Annotated in this window: 19 protein-coding genes; 10 read left to right on the top strand and 9 right to left on the bottom strand. The window is 70.1% G+C overall.

What is annotated here, in order from left to right; translation table 11 throughout:
- Window positions 1-159 precede the first annotated feature (159 nt).
- The 3 genes from ACIREE_RS40650 to ACIREE_RS40640 all read right to left on the bottom strand — a co-directional run bounded on the left by ACIREE_RS40650 (window position 160) and on the right by ACIREE_RS40640 (window position 2,303).
- The gene (locus tag ACIREE_RS40650; protein ID WP_404164342.1) at window positions 160-1,119 is read right to left on the bottom strand and encodes an aldo/keto reductase; all 960 of its coding nucleotides are present in this window, start codon (window positions 1,117-1,119) and stop codon (window positions 160-162) included.
- A gap of 68 nt (window positions 1,120-1,187) precedes the next feature.
- Entirely contained in the window at window positions 1,188-1,988 is an 801-nt protein-coding gene (locus ACIREE_RS40645) for an HAD family hydrolase (RefSeq protein ID WP_404164340.1), read from the bottom strand.
- Window positions 1,989-2,033: 45 nt separating this feature from the next.
- A complete protein-coding gene (locus ACIREE_RS40640; RefSeq protein ID WP_404164338.1) occupies window positions 2,034-2,303 on the bottom strand; it encodes a hypothetical protein in 270 nt (89 codons plus the stop codon).
- A 251-nt stretch (window positions 2,304-2,554) separates the two neighbouring features.
- On the opposite strand from ACIREE_RS40640, the gene ACIREE_RS40635 reads away from it, so the two are divergent.
- Window positions 2,555-2,953 (top strand): LysR family transcriptional regulator, encoded by a 399-nt coding sequence (locus tag ACIREE_RS40635; protein WP_404164336.1) that lies wholly within the window; start codon window positions 2,555-2,557, stop codon window positions 2,951-2,953.
- 297 nt (window positions 2,954-3,250) lie between these two features.
- On the opposite strand, the gene ACIREE_RS40630 is transcribed toward ACIREE_RS40635, so the two are convergent.
- The 3 genes from ACIREE_RS40630 to ACIREE_RS40620 all read right to left on the bottom strand — a co-directional run bounded on the left by ACIREE_RS40630 (window position 3,251) and on the right by ACIREE_RS40620 (window position 6,465).
- Window positions 3,251-4,366, bottom strand: coding sequence for a 3-oxoacyl-ACP synthase III family protein (locus ACIREE_RS40630; RefSeq protein ID WP_404164334.1), 1,116 nt, complete (start codon window positions 4,364-4,366; stop codon window positions 3,251-3,253).
- A gap of 111 nt (window positions 4,367-4,477) precedes the next feature.
- Window positions 4,478-5,353, bottom strand: a complete 876-nt coding sequence (locus ACIREE_RS40625; RefSeq protein ID WP_404164332.1) for a hypothetical protein — start codon at window positions 5,351-5,353, stop codon at window positions 4,478-4,480.
- Between the two features lie 272 nt (window positions 5,354-5,625).
- Window positions 5,626-6,465 carry an AfsA-related hotdog domain-containing protein gene (locus tag ACIREE_RS40620; RefSeq protein WP_404164330.1) on the bottom strand — a complete coding sequence of 280 codons (840 nt, stop codon included), beginning with the start codon at window positions 6,463-6,465 and terminating at the stop codon, window positions 5,626-5,628.
- A 234-nt stretch (window positions 6,466-6,699) separates the two neighbouring features.
- Here ACIREE_RS40620 and ACIREE_RS40615 point away from each other — a divergent pair, with 234 nt between their 5' ends.
- Both ACIREE_RS40615 and ACIREE_RS40610 read left to right on the top strand, forming a co-directional pair.
- A complete protein-coding gene (locus tag ACIREE_RS40615) occupies window positions 6,700-7,311 on the top strand; it encodes a TetR/AcrR family transcriptional regulator (protein WP_324776978.1) in 612 nt (203 codons plus the stop codon).
- A gap of 366 nt (window positions 7,312-7,677) precedes the next feature.
- Complete coding sequence (locus ACIREE_RS40610) at window positions 7,678-8,130, top strand: MerR family transcriptional regulator (protein ID WP_404164328.1); 453 nt, start codon at window positions 7,678-7,680, stop codon at window positions 8,128-8,130.
- A 54-nt stretch (window positions 8,131-8,184) separates the two neighbouring features.
- On the opposite strand, the gene ACIREE_RS40605 is transcribed toward ACIREE_RS40610, so the two are convergent.
- A complete protein-coding gene (locus ACIREE_RS40605; protein WP_404164326.1) occupies window positions 8,185-9,321 on the bottom strand; it encodes an acyl-CoA dehydrogenase family protein in 1,137 nt (378 codons plus the stop codon).
- Between the two features lie 89 nt (window positions 9,322-9,410).
- On the opposite strand from ACIREE_RS40605, the gene ACIREE_RS40600 reads away from it, so the two are divergent.
- Window positions 9,411-10,010 (top strand): TetR family transcriptional regulator, encoded by a 600-nt coding sequence (locus tag ACIREE_RS40600; protein WP_404164324.1) that lies wholly within the window; start codon window positions 9,411-9,413, stop codon window positions 10,008-10,010.
- On the opposite strand, the gene ACIREE_RS40595 is transcribed toward ACIREE_RS40600, so the two are convergent.
- Entirely contained in the window at window positions 9,896-11,026 is a 1,131-nt protein-coding gene (locus ACIREE_RS40595; protein WP_404164322.1) for a ScbA/BarX family gamma-butyrolactone biosynthesis protein, read from the bottom strand. The genes ACIREE_RS40600 and ACIREE_RS40595 overlap by 115 nt on opposite strands.
- A 111-nt stretch (window positions 11,027-11,137) precedes the next feature.
- Here ACIREE_RS40595 and ACIREE_RS40590 point away from each other — a divergent pair, with 111 nt between their 5' ends.
- The 4 genes from ACIREE_RS40590 to ACIREE_RS40575 all read left to right on the top strand — a co-directional run bounded on the left by ACIREE_RS40590 (window position 11,138) and on the right by ACIREE_RS40575 (window position 15,233).
- A complete protein-coding gene (locus ACIREE_RS40590; protein ID WP_404164320.1) occupies window positions 11,138-11,803 on the top strand; it encodes a ScbR family autoregulator-binding transcription factor in 666 nt (221 codons plus the stop codon).
- A 402-nt stretch (window positions 11,804-12,205) separates the two neighbouring features.
- Entirely contained in the window at window positions 12,206-13,324 is a 1,119-nt protein-coding gene (locus ACIREE_RS40585) for a bifunctional DNA primase/polymerase (protein WP_404164318.1), read from the top strand.
- Window positions 13,321-14,832 carry a phage/plasmid primase, P4 family gene (locus tag ACIREE_RS40580; protein WP_404164316.1) on the top strand — a complete coding sequence of 504 codons (1,512 nt, stop codon included), beginning with the start codon at window positions 13,321-13,323 and terminating at the stop codon, window positions 14,830-14,832. Before ACIREE_RS40585 ends, ACIREE_RS40580 begins: the two co-directional genes overlap by 4 nt.
- The gene (locus tag ACIREE_RS40575; RefSeq protein WP_404164314.1) at window positions 14,829-15,233 is read left to right on the top strand and encodes a DUF6009 family protein; all 405 of its coding nucleotides are present in this window, start codon (window positions 14,829-14,831) and stop codon (window positions 15,231-15,233) included. Before ACIREE_RS40580 ends, ACIREE_RS40575 begins: the two co-directional genes overlap by 4 nt.
- A 334-nt stretch (window positions 15,234-15,567) precedes the next feature.
- On the opposite strand, the gene ACIREE_RS40570 is transcribed toward ACIREE_RS40575, so the two are convergent.
- Window positions 15,568-16,530, bottom strand: a complete 963-nt coding sequence (locus ACIREE_RS40570; RefSeq protein WP_404164312.1) for a zinc-dependent alcohol dehydrogenase family protein — start codon at window positions 16,528-16,530, stop codon at window positions 15,568-15,570.
- A 110-nt stretch (window positions 16,531-16,640) separates the two neighbouring features.
- On the opposite strand from ACIREE_RS40570, the gene ACIREE_RS40565 reads away from it, so the two are divergent.
- Both ACIREE_RS40565 and ACIREE_RS40560 read left to right on the top strand, forming a co-directional pair.
- Entirely contained in the window at window positions 16,641-17,288 is a 648-nt protein-coding gene (locus ACIREE_RS40565) for a TetR/AcrR family transcriptional regulator (RefSeq protein WP_404164310.1), read from the top strand.
- 200 nt (window positions 17,289-17,488) lie between these two features.
- Entirely contained in the window at window positions 17,489-17,800 is a 312-nt protein-coding gene (locus ACIREE_RS40560; protein ID WP_404164309.1) for a hypothetical protein, read from the top strand.
- The last annotated feature ends 116 nt before the right edge of the window (window positions 17,801-17,916 follow it).

The raw sequence follows: 17,916 nt of genomic DNA, 5'->3' as shown, positions 1-17,916 counted from the left end.
ACCCCCCCCCCCCCCCCCCCCCCCCCCACCCCCACCCCCCCCCCCGGCGGCGCCCCCCCCCCCCCCCCCCCCCCCCCCCCCGCCAGCGGTTCATCTGCAGCCTTCACCCTGCTGGTCGCGGCTCTCGCCGGACGCCACCTGGGCGCGCGTCGGGGCCGGCTACTCCCACCGAGGCATGTGGGCGGTGTAACGAGCGCCGAAACCGCCCAAGGGAAGGATCCGGTCGATGGCCGTCAGTTCGTCGTCGGTCAGGCTGATCCGCGCGGCCCCGACGTTCTCGACGACGCGGTGGGGGGCACGGGTACCGGGGATGGGCACGATGTGGTCGCCGCGTCCCAGGAGCCAGGCGAGGGCCAGCTGGGAGACGGTGATGCCGCGGCCGGCGGCGAGTTCACCGAGGCCGCGCACGGCTTCGACGTTCTTCTCGTAGTTGCCGGGCTGCCATCGCTGGTCATGGTTGCGCATGTCGCCCTGAGCGTACTGACCGGCCGGCTTGGCGGTTCCGGTGATGAAGCCGCGGCCGAGGGGCGAGTAGGCGACGAAACCGATGCCGAGTTCCTCAAGCGTGGGAAAGAGCTGTTCACAGTCCCGCTCGAACAGGGAGTACTCGGTCTGCAGAACGGATACCGGCTGCACGGCGTGGGCGCGACGGATGGTCCGGGGGCCGGCTTCGCTCAGACCGAAGTGGCCGACCTTGCCGGCGTCGATCAGTTCCTTGACGGTGCCGGCCACGTCCTCGATGGGGACGTCGGGGTCGATGCGGTGCTGGTAGAGGAGGTCGATGTGGTCGACGCCGAGTCGGCGCAGGCTGTCATCGACGACCTCACGAATGTGGCCGGGCCGGCTGTTGCGGCCGAGTTCCCGGGTGAAGCCGAACTTGGTGGCGAGGACGACGTCGTCGCGGAAGCCGGCGACGGCACGCCCCACCACCTTCTCGTTCTCGCCCCAGCCGTAGAGCTCGGCCGTGTCGAAGAGCGTCACGCCGAGCTCGTACGCCTGGTGGATGGCCGCGATGCCCTGCTGCTGGTCGCTGGGGCCGTAGAACATGGAGATGCCCATGGCGCCGTAGCCCAGTGCTGACGTCGTCAGTCCCTGACGGCCGAGTTCCCTGCGGTGCATGACGGTTGAGGCTCCTTCGGCCGGCCCGGTGACCGGCGGACTGTACGAGAGGGTGTCGTGACGGCGCGTCAGCAAGCCTGGGCGCACAGGCGAGGATCGCTCGTATCGGCCGCATCGGTCGCCTCGTGCTCGGCGCACCTCATGGACCAGCAGGCGAGTGCCGCTCCCCCGTGGGCCGGGTCGCGCGTCGATGCCTGGGTGCGCTCTGCGAGGTAGGCGCGCAGCAGCGGGTCATCTCCTACGGCCCGCGGGTTGCCGACGCAGTCCATCATCGGCGCGTCGGAGAGGTGGTCTCCGTAGGCGTAGCAGGACCGGGGGCTGAGGTGGGGGTGCTCGGCGAGGACGCGGAGCACGGCCGCCCGCTTGCCCTCCGCGATCATGGGCTGGACGACGTCGCCGGTGAGGACGCCCTGTCGGGTGACGGGTTCGGTGGACAGGATGCGCGCCGCGTTCACCGCTCGGCCGATCGGAGCCAGGCACGGAGTGAACGACCCGCTGACGAGAATGGTTTCGGCGCCCTGTTCCTGGTGGCGGCGCAGCGCGTGCAGGGTCTCCTCGATGAAGAATCCGGGCCGCGCACTGCGCTGCGCGTACCAGGCCTCGCCGAGGTCGGCGAGCTGCTGAGCGCCGTAACCGGCCCAGGCCCTCTTGTAGTAGGCGCGGTTGACGTCCGCGCGGGCCGCGCCGGCTGCGGACATCGCGTCGAGATGGGCGCGGGTGGCGCGGTAGAGCGTCTCGCCTTCGTCGCCGTGCAGTCGTACGAGGGCGAAGTGCAGGAAGTCGAACATGCTCTTGCAGTCGATGAGCGTCTCGTCTACGTCGCTGAACACGAGGTACGTCGGTCTGGTTGCCGTGGCCGTGCTGGTCATGTGGTCCCCACCCCTTTGATATTCCTTCGCGAAGGTATCTTACTGTCAGGCGTGCACGCCAGGGATTCCCGGCTCCGCACCCCGCAGGGAGTTGTGCGCGGTGGCCCACAGCTGACCGAACAGTCCGCCCGTGGGCAGTCCCCACAGCGCGGCGCCGTCCGCCTCGGACGCGCGGGCCGCGCCTCCGGAGGGTTCCCCGTCGGGGGAGCCGGTTCCGGGTATCCAGTTGATGGCGCCCAGGGCGTCCACGACGAGTGACGCGGCATCGGGCGCGGGCTGGGCGGGCGCGCTCCTGGCGGTGCTGACACTGCGCATGGGTTCCTCCGTGAGGCCTGCCTGGCATAAGCGGGGCGCCGGGTGGAGCTCCGCACACAGGAGGGAAACAAACCTTCACGAAGGTTTCAATCTTTATCTGGATCCGCGATTTCACTTGCCGCCCGGCCCGAACACCTGCCCCACACGCCCTGCGCATCCCCGAGGCGCCGTCATCTCGACGCGGTCAAAGGCGGTCGGAGGCGCGACATCCGGGGGTGGATGAGTAAAATACGTTCGCGGAGGTATCTTAAGTGGTGTTCGTGCGGCGTCGCCGCGGACTCTCGAGCGCGATCCGGAAGGGAACGATGATGGAACTGCACCAGCTTCGGGCATTTCGTGAGGTGGCTCAGGCCCGCAGCTTCACGAAGGCGGCCAGCAACATGTACTGCGCCCAGTCCACGATCACAGGTCAGATCCAGGGGCTCGAGCGTTCGCTGGGGACGGAGCTGTTCCATCGTCGCGGCCGTCTGCCCGTCGAACTCACCTCGGCCGGAACCGCGTTGCTCGTGCGCACCGACCGGATCTTTCAGGCCGTCGCGGAGGCCGACCAGGCGGTGCGGGGGCTGAACAGGGGCGATCTGGACGGCCGTCGGCGTCAGCCCGCTGTCGCGCTGTCCGGCCGCGGTCAGTCGATGCCCCGGCAGATGTGATCGGCACGCAGGTCGTCCTCGCTCTCGCCGGGGAGCCGCAGGGGCGGTGTCCTGGGGAAGACCTGCTCCGGCCGGCGCCGGTGATGCGTGGCTCTGGAGGACGTGGCGGAACGTGCGGGGGTGGAGGTGTACGCGTACATGGTGGGCCTCTTCCGTTCGGGACCGTCATCGACGGCCGTGGGCGGTTCGGGTCGGGTCGGGTTGGTTCGGGTCGGGTCGGTCAGCTGATTGGCAGTCAGGTCAATCAGGTCGGTCGGGTCGGTCGGGTCGGTCGGGTCGGTCCGGTCGCTCCGGGGGTCAGACGGCCGCGGCCACGAGGGGGCGGGTGGCGCGGAGCGCGGACCGGGGGGCCGCTTCGTTCATGGAGGCGACCATGATGCGCGGGCGGCGAGCGTGGCGGGTGGGGGCCCAGCGCAGGAGAGTGGAGCCCACGGACATACCGCCGCCGAACGCGGAGAGGACGACGAGGTCGTCCTCGGCCAGGAGTTCCTGGCGGTGGACGGTGTCCAGGGCTATGGGGACGGAGGCGGCTCCGGTGTTGCCGTGGCGGGCGACCGTCAGGTGCATGCTGGCGTTGTCGAGGCGCAGGTCCGGCCAGACCTCACCGAGCATGACGGCGTTGGCCTGATGGGGGACGAAGTGGCCGACCTCGCGGGACGAGACGCCGGCCTTGTCCAGCAACTCCGCTATGGCGCCGGGGAGTTGCTCGTGCACGAACCCGCGGACTCCGCGCCCGTCCATGGTGAAGTAGTGGGCGCCGTCGTGGACGGTGGCGGCGCTGGCGGGCTGCCGACTGCCGCCGGCCGGGACGGAGATGGTCCGGTGGAGGTCGCCGCGGGTGACAAGGCTGGTGGTGAGGGAGCCGCTGTGCGCGGGGACGGGCCCCAGTACGACGGCACCCGCGCCGTCGCCGAAGAGGATGGCGGTCTTGCGGTCGCTGTAGTCGAGGATCCGCGAGTAGATGTCGGCGCCGATCACGAGAGCGTACGGGGTTCGAGCGCTGTCGGTCTCGGCGCGGAGCATGCGCTCGGCCGCGGTCAGGGCGAAGACGAAGCCGCTGCAGACGGAGTTGACGTCGAAGGCGGCGGCGCGGGTGGCGCCGATCATTCCCTGGACGATGGCGGCGGTGGCCGGCTGTGGATGGTCCGGGGTGGACGTGGCGACGACGACGTACGAGATCTGATCGGGTCTGAGGCCCGCGTCGTCCAGGGCGCGCAGGGCCGCGGCGGCGGCGAGGTCGGAGGTGGCCTGGTGCGGGGCGGCCCGATGGCGCTGGGTGATGCCGGTCTTGCGGACGATCCACTCGGCGTCGACACCGGCCGCCGGTGCGATCTCCTCGTTGGGCACGATGCGCTCGGGCAGGTAGGAGCCCGTGGAGACGATGCCGATGGGGGTGGTGGTGTGCGTGGTCATGGGGGCTCCCTGGAAGTCTGGTGGGGATCGAGGTGGGGATCGAGGTGGGGGTCGGGGGTCGAAAGTCGGGACGGCGGCATAGGGCTGCCGCTCACACCGGATGGCTGTGGCTCACGCCTCGGGGACGGTGGTGAACTCCTGGAAGCTGGGGCCCCGGAGCTTGAGCTGGGCGTGGATGTCGCCGCCCAGGCCGAAGTGGCCGATGGCGCCGCCGTAGTTCTGCTGGTAGCTCATCCACAGCACGACGACGTTGATGACCCGGTTGGAGCCGCCGGCCTGCTCGGGGAACGGGTTGGGCAGGGTCGCCCGGTAGTGGGCCATGCCGTTCTCGTCGCTGATGAAGGCGTTGGGGATGCCGAGGGGGCCGGGGCGGGTGGGGCCCGCCGGGTCGAGGTCGTGTTCGCGCAGCGACATGACCGTGTAGAGGCTGTTCGGGATGAGACCGGTGAAGGCGAAGGAGAAGTCGGCCGACCTGCGGTTCTCGGGCACGTGGACGGTCAACTGGCCGCGGGCTTTGACCCATTGGGCGAGCCGGATCGGCTCGCGGACCTTGATGCCGTCCTCGTGGCGCATGTCGGGGATGGGAGCCTTGTGCAAGGGGTAACTGGGGCGTTCGACCTGGTGGGCGTCGGGCCGCTGCTCGGGGGCGAACAGCATCGGGTAGTTGTTGCACGGCAGCGGGAGCGGCAGCGTGTACAGCGCGGCCTGGCCGTCGGGGGCGGTCGGTTCGACGTCCAGTTCGCGGACGATGGTGTACGGCGCTTTATCGCCCAGCGGGGGCAGGGGGCTGTCGGGTGACACCACCGCGCTGCCCCACTCGGGGACGGTCGTGCCGTCCGGGCCCTCGCGGTTGATCATGCCGATGACGACGAAGTCGCCGTTCTCGTCGACGATCTCGCTGGGCGGGTAGAGCGGGCCCTGCGTCGTGACGCTCAGGTCGTAGGTGCGGGTGAGAGCGGTGACGGGGGTCGTTTCGGTGATGGTCATGATCACTCCGGTACGGGACGTGGGTGATGAGCCGGCCGGCGGTGGCGCGCCGCGGGGGACGTGGTTTTCGCGCTCACCGCCGACCGGCGTTCAGGGGGTGGTGTGGCTGGTGTGGCTGTGCGTCTGCCGCTCGGCTCATGTCCGGGCGCCGGGCATCGCTGCGCGGACACGGGCTCAAAGCGCTGCGCGGACACGGGCTCAAGGCTCTGCATGTGCGTAAGGCTCTGCACGGGCAAGGGGCTCTGCACGGACGAGGGCTCAAGAGCGGGTCCTCAGGCGGCGGCGAGAACCGGCTGCGGTGCCGCGGCGGGGGCCGGGACCGGCGTAGCGGCAGCGGTGACGGCTTCGCGGGACTGGTGGGCGACGGCCTTCTCCGCGCGGCGGTGCTCCTTGGCCTGGAGGACGTGCGCCTCGAAGGCGGTGAAGGCCACCGCGGTGAGCGAGGAACGGCGGCCCGCCTGAAGGATGCTGACGTCGGCGGTGAAGGCCAGGCGGGTCGGGTCCGCGGTATCGGCGCGCGTGATCCGGTACTCGATGGTGGCGTCGAGGGGGAACAGGAAGTTCTCGAAGTCGGTGTGCATCGACTCGATGACGTAGTAGTAGCGCCGCTGCGGGTGGTGGGAGGCGAAGAAGCGCTCGCTGACGGCGAGGAACATCTGCCGGGCGGCCTCGATGGCGACCATGCCCTGGACGTGCTCGCCGGTCTGGTGGTCAAGGAGGATCTCGTTGTCGTTGTGCAGGCGCAGGTCGGCGGCGAAGGTCGTGTCGTCGTCCCGGCGCAGGTTCGCGATGAGGGTGTTGGTCTCGCAGTGCTTGTGGGCCTCGCCCCGGGCGGCGAGGGCGGGTTCGGCGTAGGGGAAGTCGAGGCGGCCGGCGAGGCCGCGCAGCACGAACTCGTCCCAGATCGCCTCGTAGTCCTCGAGCGTGACGCCCTGGCCCGCCCGTATGCGGATCGGTTCGCTGCTCCGGCTGTAGACGCCTTCGGCGCCCTGGCTGTAGACGCCCTGGTGCAGGTCGTCGATCAGCTGGGTGACGGTCTGCACGGTGTCCTGGACGGTGAATCCGGCGAATCGGTCGCCCACGATCAGAAGAGGCTGGGTTGCGCTCGGCATTTTGGATCTCCTAGGTGGGGCGCCCTCGGAGGGCGCGGCCTGCAGCGATGACGAAATGTCGTAGTGCTCCGGCCCCGCCCGGTGTTCGGCGGCGGTTCCGATGGCCAAACCGTAGAACGGGATCGCATGGCGATGCAACCATCTAGTTGGTTTTTTATTTCGATCGGCCGTCGCCGCGGTTGGCCGCCACTGAGCCAACTATCCAGTTGGTTGGTTCTGCGATACCCTCTCTGCATGACACCCACGGCCAAGAGTCAGCAGACCCGCGAGAAGCTCCTGGAGGCCGCGCAGGCGGAGTTCTCCGAGTTCGGCCTGGCGGGCGCCCGCGTGGACCGCATCGCCGAACGCTCCGGCGTCAACAAGCAGCGCATCTATGCCTACTTCGGCAACAAGGAGATGCTCTTCTCCGCCGTGATGGCGAAGGTGTACCAGCACATGGGGTCCATGGTGCCCATCCCCACGACCGAGGAGGGCCTGCGCTCGTACGTGGGGGACGTCTTCGACTACCACCGCACCCACGGCGACCTCGTCTCCCTGCTGGCCTGGGAAGGTCTGCACTACCGCGATCAGCCGATCCCCGACGAGAAGGAACGCGAGACCTACTACGTCCGCAAGACCGTCGCCCTGAGCATGGCGCTGGGCATCGACGATCCCACCGAGGCGGCGCGCATCCTGCTCGAACTCGTGGGGCTGTCGTCCTGGCCCTTCATCGTGCCGCAGCAGCGGCGCCTGATGCTCGGTCCGGGCCACGACACCGAGGCGAGCTGGAGCCTGCTGCGCGCCAGCATCATCCGGCACGGCGAGGCCATCATCGACAGCGTCATCGGCGAGCGCAGCGCCGTCTGACCGGGGGCCCAGCGGGGGTGGGCCGCGCCCGGACAGGCCGTCGCCCACCTACGCCCCACCCTCAGGTGCAACCAACCAGATGGTTGTTTATCGGGTGCCTCCTCCCCGTAAACAGCATGCCGACCGTGGTTGTGGTTGCAGTTGCGGTTGCGCTTGCGCTTGCGCTTGCGCTTGCGCTTCAGGCGCCAATAAAATACCTTTACGAAGGAATCAAAACTGCCCGGACCTCTCGGCCCGGACTCCGCGCCCCCTGACCGACAGCGGCGCGCACCGCGTGCCGCACGCCTCGCTCTACCGGCCCGGCCACCCGGCAGCAGTGCATCCAGCACGCCCAGAGCACGCATCTTCCGAGCAAAGGACGCCCGTATGCCCTCCTCGTCGCGGCCCACCACTTACACGCGGGACGACCTGGCCCGCATCACAGGGCTCACTCCGGACGTACTGAGCTGGTTCGAGGACGAGGGCCTGATCGACCTCGGCTCCGACGCCGCGCCGGCCGACGGCGACCGGGTCTACCACCCGGCCCACCTTCGGTGGCTGGAGTTCCTCAACCACCTGCGCAGCACGGGGATGCCGCTGGCGGAGATGACCCAGTACATGGAACTGACCCGGGGCGGGGACGCGACGGTCGCCGAGCGGCGGCATCTGCTGGAGGTGCATCGCGCGCGAGCGAGCGCCCAGGTGGAGGGGATGACGGCGACCCTGCGCCAGCTCGACTGGAAGATCAGCTTCTACCGCGAGCGGGAGCGGGCGATGAGCGCCGGTCCTGCCCCGGCGGCTCGGACGGCCGCTCGCCGTGCGGCGCCGGCGCGCAGGTAGCGGGCCGTGCCGCACCTTCACGCGCCGCCGCCGTCGGCGCTCCCACGGCCTTCGTCACCGCTCCGCGGCCGCCGCGAAGGCCGCGGCCGCTCCCTCGACGCGCAGCACCGCATGCGCGGCGACCGTGTGCACGTCCCTCCACATCCGGTGCAGTTCGCCGCGCGCGTCGAGGATGTGGGACCCGCCGCGCATCAGCTCGCCCACCGCGTCGGCCAGCATCTGCGCCGCGACCGCGGCGTCCCGCTGGTTCGTCGCGACCAGCGCACCGGTGACCGGCTCGGTGTCGGCTCGCCGGGCCGCACGCTCCAGCAGCAGACCGGCCGCCTCGATCCGCGCCGACGCGGTCGCCAGCATGGTGGCGACAGCGGGTGCGCTCGCGCGGGCACTGCCGGTGCTCCGCGACGGTGTGAGGGCCCAGTGCGTCCACAGGTGCAGCGCCCGGCGGGCCGCCCCGTAGGCGGTGGCGCAGAACATGAGGCCACCGGCCAGTTGGGCGGGCGCGGCGTGGCTGCGGGAGCGTCCGGGCGCGCTCCGGCCCGCGAGCATCTCGGCCAGGTCGAAGGTCAGGTGGGCGGGAACGTGTACGTCACGGGCGATGACCGTGTGTCCGGCGGTGGCGCGCAGGCCGACGGCGTCCCAGGACTCCTCGATGACGAGCCGGTCGGCGGGGACGGCGAAGACCCGCACGGCAGGACCGGTGGTGTCCGCCTGTGGGGCCGCCAGCAGAACCCACTGTGCGTGGGTGACGGCGCTGACGGGTCGCCAGGTCCCGTCGAGCCTCCAGCCGTCGGCGGTCGTACGTGCCGTGCCTGCGGGCGGTGCGATCGCCGCGGCGATACGGGTACGGGGCGAGTGCCGCCAGATCTCCCGCTGCCCCGCCTCGGGCAGGTAGGCGCAGAATCTGCCGTGTGCGGCCCACAGGGCCGCGCACCACGCGGCCGACGGGCAGTGCTCGGCCAGCATGGCCACCTCGCTCAGCAGCCGGGCGAAGGTCGACTCGCGGCCGCCCCAGCGCGCGGGAACGAAGTGCGCGGGCAGGCCGGCCCGGCAGAGGGCCTCGACCGTCGCGGGATCCAGCCGCTGTTCGGCGTCGGCGCGGGCCGCGTCCGCGCGGGCCAGAGCGGCGGCGTCCGTCAGGGGCGCGGTGGGGGCGGCGTTCTCGTCCACGGACGGAGAAACGGTGGAGGACATAGCTCTTCTCCTAAAATTCTGTTCAAAAAATTCATTTGAGAACGTATAAAAGGAATGTCAGGATTCCATCGGGCCGCGAGGAGCCACTGGTGAAGCAGGAACGGTCGAAGCGCACCCATGAGTTGGTGCTCGATGCCGCAGCGGTGGAGTTCGCCGCGCACGGCTACCTCGGAGCCAATGTGCAGCGGGTGGCCGAGCACACGGGCCTGACCAAGGGGGCGGTGTACGGGCACTTCGGCTCCAAGGACGCACTGGCGCAGGCCCTCATCGCGCATTTGGAGACCAGCGTCGAGCGGCTGGTCGCGGGGGTGCAGGCGGACAGCCCGGTGGCCGGGCTGTCCGCCGTGCGCGAGGCCGCTCTGCTGCTCGCCGACGAGCTGACCTCCGACGTACGCAGCGGAGCGGCACTGCGCCTGACGGTGGAACAGGCACTGTCAGGCACGCAGGAACCGCCGGCCTTCGCGGCGCTGCGTGCGTTCGTCGAGGGTGCTCTGCAACACGCCGAGCACGACAGCGGTCATCGGCTGCCGACACCGCTGCTGGCCGAGTTCGTGCTGATCCTGTTGGTGGGCGCCTACTTCATCGCCCCGACGGCGCGCGAGGGCTTGTCGGAGAGTGTGCGCAGCCTGTGGGACATCCTTTTGGCTCCGGCGTCCAGCAGGCTCTCGACCTGGGCGGCGGAGGCCTGAGCGGGGACGGCGGCCCGGCGCCGCACCGCGGGAGCGATGGACTGCCAGGTCGCGGTGAACTCGGCGACGACGGCATCGTTCTGGACAAGATCGACACGGGCGTCGAACCTTCGCTGCGCGCCCGCTGCCACCAGCGGCCTGCGGGGGACGACGTACAGAGGTACGTCGAGCTCCGCGAAGGCGTGGAAGGTGCCGGTCGCGCCGACCATCTGGTAGCGGCACCGTTCGCTGTCATCGGTGGTGCGCTGCACGGCGTGGCCGACCTGCCGGATCGACTCCAGCATCACCATCATGGGCAGGTGGTCGCTGGGGTGGTCGAAGTAGATGGCGTGCTGCTGGTCCGCGAGGATCTGCCACGAACCGTCGCTGTCGAGACCCACGACGCTGTCCTTCGGCCGCTGACGGCCGACCGTTGCAGCGGGCAGCCGTCGAGGGGCCGCCTCGGGCGGGAGCACTCCCGCCGCCGGTCTGTCCCGCCCGCGCAGGCGCGCGTACAGGCGCTTATCCATCGTGGCGACCTGCAGCGAGCCGCTTCCGCAGGCCAGGCCGTTGACGAGCAGCACCGCTTCCACGTGCAGTCCGAAGCGGTGCGGTGCGCGGCATTCCGGGGTCCAGCGCCAGGTCACCTCCAGCTCCACGTCGAGGGGCGCGCCGTTCGTGCGCAGGGCCTCGAGGTCGGTCGTCTCGAACGCGCTGGCGTTGCCGAGGAACTGGTGGGAGAGCGGTATGCCGTGGTGGGCGTGGGCCAGATAGACCATGGCCTGCCGGAGTGTCTCGGCGAAGAGCAGCGGGTCGCTGACGGCGCCGGCCCCGGGGCCGTAGAGCGCGTGGTCGCGCGGCCACTGCGCGGCGACGCGGAAGGTGTGCTCCCCCGTGCGGACAGAGTCGGTGATGAACACTTCTGCGATGGCCGCCCGGTGGACCAGGTGGCGCGGCACCGGCTGGGCGTAGGACAAGGGCCGTACCTGTGGTTCAAGGGGCATCTCGGAGGCGTCCCCCAGCACATCCAACTGCATTACTGACTCCAATCAGCTACAGGACGCGTTACAATACCTTCACGCAGGTATATTTCAAGAGGGTGTCCACCCCGGCACTCCGAGTCAGGTCACCAAGAGCGAGGAAGCCCGATGGACTCTGCCCAGCCGACGAAGATGTCAGCCAAGGCACCGACCGGCACCCGCGGACGCCCCGTCAAGGAGCTCAAGCAGGAACGCGCCGTACGCACCCGGAGCGTGGTACTGGCCGCGGCGGCGAGGGCCTTCGCCGAGCGCGGCTTCCCGCCGGTGACCGTGCAGGACGTCGCCGAGCTGGCCGGCATGACCAAAGGGGCGGTCTACTTCCACTTCGCCAACAAGGAAGCCCTCGCCCAGGCGGTCGCCAACGACTTCTATACGTACCTGGACTCCATCGCCACCGCGGTCCAGGCGGAGGCGTTGTCCCCGTTGCCCACCGTCCGGCAGCTCCTGCTGCGCACCGCGCGCGCCTTTCGCGACAACCTGACCATCCAGGCCGGCGCCAGGCTGCAGATCGAGCGGGCCTACATCGGCATCGACATGCCCGTTCCCTACGTGGGCTACCAGAGCATGGTCACCGCGGCGCTGCGCGAGGCGGCGGAGGCCGGGGAGGTGCCCGCGAGCACCGACCCCGAGGTGCTGGCCCGCGTCATCGTCTCCGCCTTCTTCGGCGCCCAGCACATCTCCGGCATCCTGAACGACCGGCAGGACATCGCCGACCGCATCGAGGAGATCCTCGCGACCGTACTGCCCGCGGCGGAGCGTCCGGCGCAGGACTGAACAGGCGTCGGCGCGGGGCCTGTTCGGGACGCGCGGGGCCCCGGGGCGGGGCGCCCCGGAGGAGCGCGGGGCCGAGCGGAATCTCATTGAAACCTTCGCGTAGGTATGATTAGCTGTCGGCGATGGTCGGCCGGCGCACGGATCCGCCGCCTCGCTCGACGGGACGCTTCGGAGGAAGAGTCGCTTGAGTCGCTCGTCCGAGGGAGTCGCTTGAGTCGCTCGCCTGTCGGGGGAGTTGTCACGGACGTCATGAACAGCGACCCAAGCGACGCACGATCACACCTGCGGCCCCCCAACACTCCCGTTGCGGCCGAGTCGCCGCGACCAGCTTCCGCCAGGCGTTAGCCTGTGCGCACAACATGTCCGATGTTGAGTCGCTTGGGTCGCTGGAGAGGTCGCTACATGCTGGATGAGCTGGGCTTTCCCCCCAGTGGCTCAGTAGCTGACGCAGCGGCCCAACCGTCCGGCTCCGCGCTGGAGACCGCTCTGGCCTGTGCGGCGCGCGGCTGGCCCGTCCTCCCGTTGGCCCCCGGCCGCAAGACCCCGGCGGCCAACTGCGCACGCTGCCAGGGCTCCGGTCACTCCCCCGCCACCTGCGAATGCATCACCGCCGGTCGCTGGTGCCACGGGTTTCACGCGGCGACCGACGACGCGGACCGCATCCGTCGCTGGTGGCGCTCGCAGCCCCGCTTCGGGGTGGGGGTGGCGTGCGGAGCGGCCGGCCTGCTCGTGCTCGACATCGACGCCCACGACACCCCGCTGCCCCAGCGGGAGCGGCTGCTGCCCGGCATCGCGATCGGGGAGCACGTGCGCCTGGACGGCCTGCGGCACGGCTTTCACAGCCTCGCCCTGCTCGCCGCGCTGCGCCAGGAGGAGGACCCCGTCCACGACGACGCCACGCTGCGGGTACGCACCCCCAGCGGCGGTCTGCACGTCTGGTACCGAACACACCCGGACCGGACGTGGCTGTGCTCGACCGGGTCCAGCCCCCGCCGAGCCCTGGCCTGGCAGGTGGACGTACGCGCTCAGGGCGGCTACATCGTGGCGCCCGGCACCGTCACCACCGGCGGCCGCTACCAGGTCCTCGCCGGCAGCCCCTCCCCCGCTCCCCTGCCCGGCTGGCTCGAGACCGAACTGACCCGCACCGGCCACCGGCCCGCGCCGCTGCCCCGCCAGAGCACCGGCCATCCCACGCCGTTCAGGGCACGCCAGGCGGTCATCGCCGCGGGCGCCGGCCGGGACAGCGCGGGCCAGGTCCTGGCGGCCGCTCTGGCTGCGGTCGCCGACTGCCGGGCCACCCCTGAGGGTGCCGCCTTCACGGAGAAACTCAACCGGGCCGCCTTCACCACCGGCGGCCTGGTCGCCGCCGGGCACCTGCCTCACCACGCCGCCGAGACCGTACTTTCGCAGGCCGCCGAACATGCCCGCCCCGGACAGCAGAGCCGTTGTGCCTCCGTCATTCGTGCAGGCCTCGCGGCAGGCATGCGACGCCCACTCGTCCTGAAAGACGACCGCCCGTGAACCACAACGACCATGGCGACGGGCTGTTCGACCCGGCGGCCATCGCCCAGCAGATCCTCAACCCGCCCGCCCTGCCCGCCCAGACACAGTCCTCCCCCGCGCCGGCGCCCGGGGCGGCGACCTCGCACGGGCTGCTGCCCGATTCCCTGAGCGACCGTGGCAACGCGAAGCTCTTCGTGCACCTCTACGGCCGCGACTTCCGGCACGTTCCCGGCCTGGGCTGGTACCGCTGGTCGGGCTTCCGGTGGGAGATCGACGAGGACGACGCCGTTCTGTGGGCGGCCGGTGAGATGGCCGAGTCGCTCACCGAGGAGGACCCGAGGGGGCGGCACTCGTCCACCGTGCTGCGCCGCCACCGCCGGCGCGCCCTGTCGACGTCCGGCATGAAGGCCATGCTGATGCAGGCGAAGTCGGCGCCCGGCATGGTGCTCAACGCCTCTCTGCTGGATGCCGACCCCTACGCGCTGTGCACCCCGGACGGAGTCGTCGACCTGCGCACCGGCATGCTGCAGAGCCCCGATCCGGAGAAGCACCTGCACTCGCGCTCCACCGCACTCGCGCCCCGGGCGATGGAGGCTCCCCGCTGGCAGCACTTCCTCCGCGACACCTTCGGCGAGGACGCCGACGGCCAGGAAATGATCAACTTCCTGCATCTGCTGCTGGGTTACTCCATCACCGGCGATGTCGGCGGGCAGATCATGCCGTTCCTGTACGGGCAGGGCAAGAACGGCAAGAGTGTGCTGCTCGACGTGATGGTCAAGCTGCTCGGCGACTACGCCGACGCCGCGCCGCCCGGATTCCTGATGGCCAAGCCGTTCGAGGGGCACCCCACCGACCTGGCCGAACTCCATGGCCGGCGCATCATCGTCTGCTCCGAACTCAAGCCCGGCGACCGCTTCGACGAGGCCCGCGTCAAGCTCCTCACCGGCGGGGACCGGATCAAGGCCCGTCGCATGCGGCAGGACTTCTTCTCCTTCACCCCCACGCACAAACTGTGGCTGCTGGGCAATCACCGCCCCGAGGTGAACACCGGCGGCTACGCGTTCTGGCGCCGTATGAAGCTGATCCCCTTCGAACGGATCGTCGCCGACCACCGCAAGGTCGACAACCTGGCCGATGTCCTGGTCACGGAAGAAGGCCCGGGGATCCTGCACTGGCTCATCACAGGGGCGCGCCGCTACCTCAACGGCGAAAAGGACCTCACCGGGCCGCAGCAGGTCCGCACCGCCACCACCGCCTACGCGGAGACCGAGGACCATACCGGCCGCTTCCTCACCGAGTGCTGCACCATGGCTCCCGCGAGGCGAGCGGAACAGGCTCAGCTGTACGCGTCCTACAAGCACTGGTGCTCGCTCGAAGGGGCCAACCCGGTCTCCTCCCGTGCTTTCGCGGCCCGGGTCCGGGAGACCGTCGGCCTCTCCTCCCCCAAAGAAATGATCTTGTCGAACCAGCGGAAGTACTATCCGGGCATCGGGCTGAACGCCGAGGCGGAGGGAACAAGAGCATGAGCTCCCTGATCGAGGCCAGCCAGATCGCCCATGAGACGGACCTGATCTGGCTCGAGGACATCGCTCCCCTCGACTACGTCCGGCAGAGCCTGGACCGGCTGCCCACCCGGCGCGGGAAACCGGCCTACCACCGCGACGGGCGCATGGTCGGCTACGCGATCCTGTCCCGTGACGCCCGGGCCTCGCGGGCCTCCGGAACCTTCCTGCGCAGGGTCTTCTGGCTCCTGCCCCACGACAGGGACCAGCGGCCCGAAGGGCTCTACGCCTCGGCCGCGCCCTCGGAGGCGGTCGACCCCCGCACGCTCGGAGCCGGCACCAGGGGCTATAAGACCGAGCGTTCCGAAGGCGGCCCGCCCTCGGACGCGATGCGTGAACTCGGCATAGAGCTACCGAAGAGCTGACCGCCCCGCGCCCTCTCGCTGCTCAGCTACCGAAGACACAGCGACGTTCGCGCTTCGGTAGCTGACCCGAGTCGCTTGAATAAACCCCAGGTCAGGGCAGGTGCACCCACCATGAAAGCGACCGTAGCGACTGAAGGCCGGAATTATAACGACACACTGATGTGCGCGTGCGTGTCATAGATAGGAGGCTTCAGTCGCTTCAGTCGCTTTTCGGGCTGCCATACTCCGCTGACCTGGCCTTTTATCGTCACTGAGCACAGCGACCGAAGGTACAGCGACTGAGAGGCGGCCGGTGCGCAGAGCCGAGGCGGGATGCCGGGTGCCGGATACCGGCTCAGGGCGCCAGTACGACCCTGCCGAACACCTGCCCCGCGTCCATCTCGCGGTGGGCCTGCGCCGCCTGGTCCAGAGGCAGCACCTCGTGCACGACCGTGCGCAGGTCGCCCTGCGCGGCATCGGCGAACTGGGATGCCCGTACGGCCTGACGGTCGGGTCCTGGCACGGTGTCAGAGCTGAACGTGGCGAACGACAACGACCTGCGGAAGGCGTCGATCAGCCGCGTGCCGAAGTCAGCCGGCGGCTGTCCGCCGACCACACCGACGGCCACGTACCGCCCGTTGGGGTTCAACTTGTCCAGGAACAGGGGGAGTTGGGGTCCTGCCACGATGTCGATCACTACGTCGAAACCTGCCGGTGTGTCCGGGCCGCCCTCGCCGGTGCGGGCCAGGACGTGGGTCGCGCCCAGGTCCCGCAGGCGGTCGCCGCGTGTCGCCGATGAGGTGGTGACTGCCACCGCGCCCGCGCCGCGTCCGGCCGCCAGTTGGACCGCTGTGATCCCGATGCTGCCTGCCCCACCGCGCACGAGCACCGTCTCCCCGGCCGTGAAATGGGCCCGCTCCAAAGCGAAGTGGGCGACCACGCCGGAGCCGCCGAGAGTCACCGCGTCGGCGCCGGTCAGGCCGTCGGGCAGCACGAGGATGTCCGCGACGGAGGCGACGGCCTGCTCGGCATACCCACCGGACAGACCGGTGAACGCCCACACCCGCCGCCCGATCCACGCGGCGTCCACGCCCTCTCCCACCGCGGTGACCCGTCCCGCGACCTCGCTGCCCAGAAGGTGGCCCTCCTGGAATCCGTAGGCGGCAAGCGTTCCCCGGCGGATCACGGCGTCCACGCCGCCTACGCCGATCGCCTCCGTGGCGATCCGCACCTGCCCGGGGGCAGGATCGGGCGCGGGCACATCGACGACTTCCAGGCCATCGGGGTCGCCGAACCTCCTGATCACGACAGCTTTCATTTCTGCTCCTCAAGACGGCAAAGGGACGGACCGCAGCCGCTGCGGCCGTGGGCAGCACCGCCATCGGAACGTAACGGACACCCCCGTCCGTTTGGCTAAAGTGAGAAGCGATGACCAACCATTTGTCTCAGTCGGTGCGCTCCGACGCCCGCGACAACCGGGGCCGCATCCTGGATGCCGCCCGCGCGGTGTTCGGCGAGGAGGGCCTGAGTGCGCCCATGCGCGAGGTCGCCCGGCGTGCAGGCGTCGGCCCCGCCACGCTGTACCGGCACTTCCCGACCAAGCAGGCACTGATCGTGGAGACCTTCGCCGAACAGCGGCGGGCCTGCCACGCCGCTGTCCGCGACGCCCTCGCCGACTCCGACCCGTGGCATGGTTTTCGGAGCCTGGTCGAGCGGATCTGCGAACTCCACGCGCACAGCCGGGGATTCGCCGACGCCTTCATGACGGCCTTCCCCGAGGCCATTGACTTCACCGCCGACCGCGAGCAGACCCTGCGTGCGGTCGGCGAACTGGCCCACCGTGCCCAGAAAACCGGCCACCTGCGCCCCGGCTTCGTCGTCGACGACCTGATCCTCATGCTCATGGCCCACCGGGGCCTCCAGGACACACCGCGTGCAGCCCGGATCGCGGCCTCCCGCCGCTTCGCCGCCTACGTGATCGAGGCGTTCAGCGCCTCACCCACCACAGGCGCGCCTACGCCGCTGCCGCCGGCGCCACATCTGCAGCTCGGACACGCGGCGCCCAACATGCCCTAATGATCTTGGTGCGCCGGCCGCAAGGACGTACGTGCTCGGTGAGCTTCTCCGCTCGCCCCCCTGGTGAAGCCCTGGTCCTCCTCACCCGAAGGGACGTACTTCGGCCATGTCTGGGACCTTCGGGCCGAAAAGATCGGCAGAGTCTGCGGAGCAACGACACGCATCGCACGGCCTCCTGGCCCCAGGAAAGGAAACCGGACATGAAGTACCGCAAGCGTCTCGCCGGCGGATTCGTCGCGGCATCGGCTCTCCTCAGCGCCGGCCTCGTGACGGCCTCCGCGGCATCGGCGGCCCCCGCGGCAGCGACACAGGGCACGGCCCCGGCCTGCGTCAAGCGGGACGTCATCAAGCACAGAAAGTACGTGAAGGTCACCAACAACTGCGGCGAGGCCATGCACCTGAAGGTCGTCATCGACTGGGGCAACGATTCGCCGTGTCTCACCTATCAGCCTGGTGAGCAGTGGGAGTGGAACTGGGGCCGCGGCTCCTACGGCAAGGTCGTCACCTGCTGAGCTGCCGGACGATGCCGCAGCGTTGTCGGTCAGGCGATGACGGGCACGGTCTCGGCGCTGTTGGTCGACCAGTTGGTGACGATGGGCTTGTCGACGACCGCGGGCTCGGGCAGCTT

This window comes from Streptomyces sp. NPDC102467 (assembly GCF_044765445.1).
In the GTDB taxonomy this organism is placed as follows: Bacteria; Actinomycetota; Actinomycetes; order Streptomycetales; family Streptomycetaceae; genus Streptomyces.
This window is presented reverse-complemented; position numbering and strand designations above follow the sequence as displayed.